This is a genomic window from Streptomyces sp. S6, from assembly GCF_054880855.1.
Genome location: NZ_JBTYMC010000444.1, coordinates 1 through 4,151 on the forward strand (window position 1 = coordinate 1; position 4,151 = coordinate 4,151).

General features: G+C 73.2%; 3 protein-coding genes and 1 pseudogene. 1 reads left to right on the plus strand and 3 read right to left on the minus strand.

The window, feature by feature from the left end; genetic code table 11:
* Window positions 1–746 (minus strand): annotated as a pseudogene (locus ACVNF4_RS33245) (M23 family peptidase); the annotation flags it as partial.
* Between the two features lie 210 nt (window positions 747–956).
* A complete protein-coding gene (locus tag ACVNF4_RS33250; RefSeq protein ID WP_461806595.1) occupies window positions 957–1,919 on the minus strand; it encodes an esterase/lipase family protein in 963 nt (320 codons plus the stop codon).
* 531 nt (window positions 1,920–2,450) lie between these two features.
* On the opposite strand from ACVNF4_RS33250, the gene ACVNF4_RS33255 reads away from it, so the two are divergent.
* The gene (locus ACVNF4_RS33255; RefSeq protein WP_461806596.1) at window positions 2,451–2,861 is read left to right on the plus strand and encodes a cobalamin-dependent protein; all 411 of its coding nucleotides are present in this window, start codon (window positions 2,451–2,453) and stop codon (window positions 2,859–2,861) included.
* Window positions 2,862–3,726: 865 nt separating this feature from the next.
* On the opposite strand, the gene ACVNF4_RS33260 is transcribed toward ACVNF4_RS33255, so the two are convergent.
* Window positions 3,727–4,151 (minus strand): DUF5691 domain-containing protein (locus tag ACVNF4_RS33260; RefSeq protein WP_461806597.1); only part of this gene is annotated, 425 nt, incomplete at its 5' end.

Here is a 4,151-nt window from a genome sequence, read left to right on the forward strand (position 1 = left end):
CGGCGGGCGGCGCGGTTCGCCGCGCGGCCTCCGGGGCGGGGGGCGACGGGGTGGGCCGCGTCCGGGTGGGCCAGGTCGTCGTGAGGCGCGTCGGGGTGGGTCTCCTCCTGGCCGTCGAGGAGGAGCGGGGGCAGCTCGCCCGTCTCGGTGAGGGAGGTCTCGGTGAGGGAGGCCGCCTCGAACGTGCCGGTCGGCTGCTGGTCGAAGGGGAGGTCCTGGTCGGGAAGTTCGTCGTACGCGGTGCCGGTTGTGTCGTGAACGTCCGGCGTGCTCGCGGAGTTCCACTCCGTCGCGTCGTACGCGCCCGTGTCGAACGCCTGGGTGCCCCACTCCCACTGCTGGGTCTGGTCGGCGCTGCCGCCCGTCTGTTCAGGGGGGAGCCAGGTGCGGGTGTCCCACTGGCCGCTGCCGTCGGGCGCGGGGGACTGCGCCGGGATGGCCGACAACTGCTGGTAGTCGGCCTGCCAGCCGGTCGTGTCGTACGCGCCCGTGTCGTAGGCGGCGTGGTGCTGGGCCGCGTACGGGTCGTAGTTCAGGGTCTGGTGAGCACCCGTCGGCCAGGCGCCGGTGTCGTAACCGCCGGTCGCGTAGGTGCCGGTGTCGTAGCCGCTGTAGGGCGAGGGGGTGGTGGCGGTGAAGTCGTCGTACGGGGCCTCCTGGGTGCCGTACGACGCCGAGTGCGCCGGGTCGGCGTCGGAGGCCGGGGCCGGGGTGGTCAGGATCCCCGACGGGTGACGATCGTTCACCAACTTCTCTTTCGCCTCGACAACAGGGGCTGCCAGAGCAGTGCGGTGACTGTACCCGGCGGTACGCGGGCACGACAATCTTCGCCGGGTTTCACCCTTGCGGGAAACGGGCATTCGGCCCTGTTTCGGGGGAGGGTGGGCGCGGGTTTGGAGTTGTGTTCGAAAGGTGTTCGAGGGGGGGTGGGGCTTCCGGGGTGCGGGGCTGTCCGCTCAGGCGACCGTCAAGCCGTTTCGCGGTGTGCCGGACGACGCGTGCGGCAGGTCCGTGTCCAGTGCTTCCCTGACGCTCGCGGCGACGGCCGGATGCACGGGGAGGGCGAGGTGGCCGATGCCGGTGACCCTGATGTTGCGCACCAGCAGGTCGGGGTGGTCGACGGACGCCGTCTCAGGCGGGTCCATCACCTGGTCGAGGTCGCTCCAGAAGCTCACGAAACGCGTACGGCAGCCCGGTGCGGGCCCCTTCAGCTCCTTTAGGACCGGCGAGCCGGGGCGCATCTGGCGCACGATCGGGTGCGCGTTCGCCAGCGGGACGGCGCGGGTGCCGGCGTGCGGGGTGCCGAGCGTGACCAGCGTGCGGACGCGGGTGTCGCCGCCGAGGCGCTGCACGTAGTAACGCGCGATCAGGCCGCCGAGACTGTGGCCCACGACGTCCACCTGAGGGCTGCCCGTGCGGGCGCAGATGTCCTCTATATGACGGCCGAGGAGGTCCGCGGCGGTGCGGATGTCGCAGGTCAGAGGGGAGTAGTTGAGCGAGGTGAGCGGGCGGTCGCCGTGTTCGGCCAGGGCTCGGCGCAGCAGGACGAAGACCGAGCGGTTGTCGATGAAGCCGTGCAGGAGGACGACCGGGGGGCGGGGCGGGGCCGGCAGCCTGGGGGCGCCGGGCGGGTCGTCGGTCGGCGGGGGTGTGGGCGGGCGCTCCTGGGTGATGCCGGTGGGATAGAGGAGGAGGTGACCGGCGAGGATCGCCAGCTCCAGGGCGGTCGCCTTGAGGAGAGCTGTGGAGAGGGTGGTCAGGCAGGCCGGGAGGAGGTGCTTGAGGGGGTGGGGTTTGTGGGGGAGCGGGGGGTCCTGGGAGGAGGTCGGGTTCGGGAGTCGGAGGGCGGGGGCCGGGGTGGTGGGATGCGGAACCTGGGCCTGCGCGGTGGGAGCCTGGGCCTGTGCGGCGTGTGTCATGGCCGACCTCCTGTCGGCGCACGGGAGGAACGGCTCCGTTCCCCCGTGTGCCCTCGGCGGGAGGCCGGGCGGAGGAGGGTCGGTGAGGCGCTGGGGCGATGAGGAGGGGCGGCCGGGCGGCTCGGGTGGTGGTGAGGGGTGCCGGTGGTGCGCGGTGCGTGAACTGCTGCCCGTGACGCGGCGAGGCTCCTTGCCGGTGTTGGCGACGAGGCTTCCCCGCTTGTCGTGCCGTACCTGCTCTGCTCGTGCCCATCGTGCCTGCGCCGACTCGCCGTACCGCCACGCCGCGCGGCCTCGGCGCGGCGGTACGGCGACCTCGTTGCGGCTCCCGTTGCGCTTGTTCCCCGTGTGGTGAGGGGAGCGGCGCGCTGTGAACGTGTCCCACTGTGTGATGTGCCCCTCGCCCTTCGCCGTGAAACGGCTGGTTACGGGAAGCTGTAGGAAACGTCCGTTCACTTCTTGGACTCGGGTGAGGCCGGGGCGTTCGGGCCGGGGTGGCGCCGGTGAGGCGGTTCCTTCAGGGAGGCAGGGATGGGTGTGGTGGCCGGGCGGGTACGTGTCGTGGTGGCCGAGGCGGGGGCCGACGGGGACGGCCGTGAGGGCGAGGCCGTCGCGCGGGCGCTGCGTGACGCCGGCGTCGAGGTCGTCCACGCAGGGTTCCGGCAGACCCCCGACCTGGTCGTCCGCACCGCCGTCCAGGAGGACGCGGACGCGATCGGGCTGTTCGCCCCCGCCGATGCGGTCGGTCTGTTCACCGCCGTCCTCGACCTCCTCCGGGAGCACGAGGCCATGGACATCCTCGTCTTCGGCGGGGGCGCCGTCCCCGAGACGGACGTTCCGGCGCTCAAGGGGAAAGGGGTCGCGGAGATCTTCGCGACCGGGGTCGCGCCTCGGTCGGTCGCGGAGTGGGTGCGGGGGAACGTGCGGCAGTACGAGGGGTGAGGGGGCGCCGGGGTCTTTCGGGCTGCCCCGGAGTTCTGCGGCCGTCGGGAGAAGGGATGATCGCCCGGCGCCCGGCCGCGGGAAGAACGCCGCTTCGACGGCACCCCTCAGCGGGTTCACTTTCTTGACGACGCGGAAGAAGAGGAGGACGACGGCTCCCCACAGGCGAGGCATCCGCCGGTCAGCTGTGGCAGCGCGGGGCGGCGTACTCGCGACGCCTCTCCCCACCACCTGGCCCTGGCGAGGCTCCTGCCGGGAGCGGCGCGTCTTGCCGTCGGCTGCCTCGGGGCGGGCTGTCTCCGCACGGTCGCTCCTCACGCCCGCCGCCTTGAGCTGCGATGTCCCCACACGGTCTCCCCGCGCACCGACCGCCCTTACGAGGCGCCCTCCCGCTTCGGCTGCTCCCGCGCGACCACCCCTCATGCTGACCGCTCCCGCCCAGCTCACCCCCAAGTCGGCTGCCCTCTCTCCGGCCGCCCTTGCCTGATTCCCCCTCGGCTCGGCAGCCCCCTTGTGACGCTCCCTCGTCTCGGCCGCGCCCGTTCGGCTCGCCCCAAGTCGGCTGCCCCTTTCCCAACTACCCCCGCCCGGTTGCCGTTCGCGCTGGCCGCCCTTGCCTGATTCCCCCTCGGCTCGGCAGCCCCCTTGTGACGCTCCCTCGCCTCGCCCGCGCCCGCTCGGCTCGCCCTCATGCTGACCGCGCCCGCCCAGCTCACCCCCAAGTCGGCTGCGCCTTTCCCAACCACCCTCGCCCGGTTGCCGTTCGTGCTGGCCGCGCCTGCCCGACTCCCCCTCGACTCGGCCACCCCCGCTCGACCCGCCCTCATACCGGCCGCCTCACCCCACCCACCCCCGCGCCGCCCCTTCACACCGGCTCCAGTTCTCGCCGCATCTCCCCGCGCAGCCTCAGTGTCGCCGCGAGCCGCTGGAATGCCTCTGCCCAGTAGCTTCCGGCGCCGGGGGCGGTGTTCTCGGACTCTTCCGGGATGGCGAGGAGGGCGTCGAGGCGGGTGGCCTCCTCGGGGGCGAGGCAGCGTTCGGCGAGGCCCATGACGCCGCTGAAGCTCCAGGGGTAGCTGCCGGCGTCGCGGGCGATGTCCAGGGCGTCGACGACGGACCGGCCGAGGGAAGGCGCCCAGGGGACCGCGCAGACGCCGAGGAGTTGGAAGGCCTCGGAGAGGCCGTGCGCCGCGATGAACTCGGCGACCCAGTCGGCCCGTCGAGGCGGAGGCAGGGTGCCGAGGAGCCGTGCGCGCTCGGCCAGGGACACGGCGCCGGGCCCGCCCGCAC

Excerpts from the sequence above, each read along its gene's own strand:
- ACVNF4_RS33250 (WP_461806595.1), bottom strand. The coding sequence starts at position 1,919 with ATGACACACGCCGCACAGGCCCAGGCTCCCACCGCGCAGGCCCAGGTT.
- ACVNF4_RS33255 (WP_461806596.1), top strand. The coding sequence starts at position 2,451 with ATGGGTGTGGTGGCCGGGCGGGTACGTGTCGTGGTGGCCGAGGCGGGG.